This is a genomic window from Pseudomonas sp. XP2, assembly GCF_053557975.1.
On record NZ_JBNRIK010000041.1, the window covers coordinates 2,914 to 4,750 of the forward strand.

2 protein-coding genes are annotated in these 1,837 nt (G+C 63.8%); one reads left to right on the forward strand and one right to left on the reverse strand.

All coding sequences use genetic code 11. The annotated features are described in order from the left end of the window. On the reverse strand, positions 1–739 hold a 739-nt coding region (locus ACK1VC_RS27400; RefSeq protein WP_449118162.1), incomplete at its 3' end, for a 3-oxoacyl-ACP reductase family protein. 118 nt (positions 740–857) lie between these two features. Here ACK1VC_RS27400 and ACK1VC_RS27405 point away from each other — a divergent pair. Then, the gene (locus ACK1VC_RS27405; RefSeq protein WP_024717730.1) at positions 858–1,796 is read left to right on the forward strand and encodes a LysR family transcriptional regulator; all 939 of its coding nucleotides are present in this window, start codon (positions 858–860) and stop codon (positions 1,794–1,796) included. Positions 1,797–1,837 lie beyond the last annotated feature (41 nt).

The window sequence follows — 1,837 nt, forward strand, 5'->3', positions numbered from 1 at the left end:
ACCCACCATCAATCGTGAGGCTTGCCCCGGTGATATACCCCGCCTCTGGCCCAGCAAGGTAAGCCACAAAGCCGGCAATTTCTTCCGGCTCGCCATACCGTCCAATCGCCATCAACGGGATCAGGCTCTCGGCAAACTCGCCACTGGCGGGGTTCATGTCGGTGTCCACCGGCCCCGGCTGCACGTTGTTCACGGTAATGCCCTGCGGCCCCAGATCACGCGCCATGCCACGGGTCAGGCCAACCAGCGCCGACTTGCTCATGGCATAAGGCGCACCGCCGGCAAATGGCATGCGCTCGGCGTTGGTGCTGCCAATATTGATGATGCGCCCGCCCTGGCCCATGTAACGGGCTGCGGCCTGGCTGGCGACAAACACGCTGCGTACGTTCACCGCCAGCATGCGGTCAAAGTCGGCCAGGTCGAACTCGGTCACCGGTGCTACCGCCAGCACACCGGCGTTGTTGACCAAAATATCCAGCCTGCCAAAGGCCTTCACGGCGTCATCCACTGCCAGTTGCACGGCGGCTGCGTCGGCGCTGTCGGCCCGCAGGGCCAGGGCTTTGCCGCCGTTTTCGGTAATCTCGCGGGCCATGTCTTCTGCCGGGCCGGCGGAGCTGACATAGGTGAAGGCCACGTGCGCACCTTCGCGTGCCAGGCGGCGCACGATGGCTGCGCCTATGCCGCGGGAACCGCCCTGAACCAGGGCCACTTTGCCTTCGAGTGAAAGTTGCTTGGACATGCTGATCTCCTGCTGGAAGCCAGGCCGAAATGCCTTGGATGGGCAAAGTATCGGCGCTTGATTACCTGCTGATAAGATGGCAATCACTATCAGCAGAGTAAACCTTGGGTTGGCAATGATGGCCGTGGAATCGTTCAACGCGTTGGAGTGCTTCATCCGCAGTGCCGAGGTCGGCAGCTTTGCCGAAGCTGCCAGGCGCCTGAGCATTACCCCCGCCGCCGTGGGCAAGCACGTGGCTCAGCTGGAGGCGCGCCTGGGCGTGCGGTTGTTCCAGCGTAGTACCCGCAAGCTGACCCTGACTGAGGCGGGGCAGCGTTTTCTGGGCGAAGTCAGCGACAGCTTTCGTACCATCCAGTATGCCGTGGCCAACCTGGCCAGCGCCGAAGGCCAGCCGGCCGGGTTGTTGCGGGTGAGCATGGGCACTGTGTTCGGGCGCTTGTATGTGTTGCCCTTGCTGGGTGAGTTTTTACGGCGTTATCCGGCGATTACCCCGGATTGGCATTTCGACAACCGCCAGGTCGACCTGATCGGCCAGGGCTTCGATGCAGCGATTGGCGGTGGTTTCGATCTGCCGCCGGGGGTGGTGGCGCGCAAGCTGACCCCGGCCCACCGGGTGTTGGTGGCAGCACCGGCCTACCTGCAGCGGCACGCACCGATTGACGACCCGCAGGTGCTGCAGCGGCACGACGGCATCCTGATCCGCTCACCGCAGACCGGGCGGGTGCGCTCGTGGCCTTTGACCAGCCGCTGGCAGGCGCAGCAGCCGATGCAACTGCGCCAGGCGATGACCATGAGCGATTCGGACGCGGCGTGCGCGGTGGCCGAGCAGGGGCTGGGGATTGCCCTGGTGAGCCTGCCATTTGCCGTGCCATACCTGCAGGCAGGGCGGCTGCGGCGGGTGTTGCCTGACTGGTACGTGGATGACGGGCATATCAGCCTGTATTTCGCCGAGCACAAGCTGATGCCGGGCAAGACCCGGGCGTTCATCGATTTTGTGGTGGAGCAGTTTGCCGAACAGGGGTTGGCGGGGCGGTTCGATGCCTTGCAAACCCTTTAGGTGTGTTTTGCCTGACCGAAACTTATCGCCGGCAAGCCAGC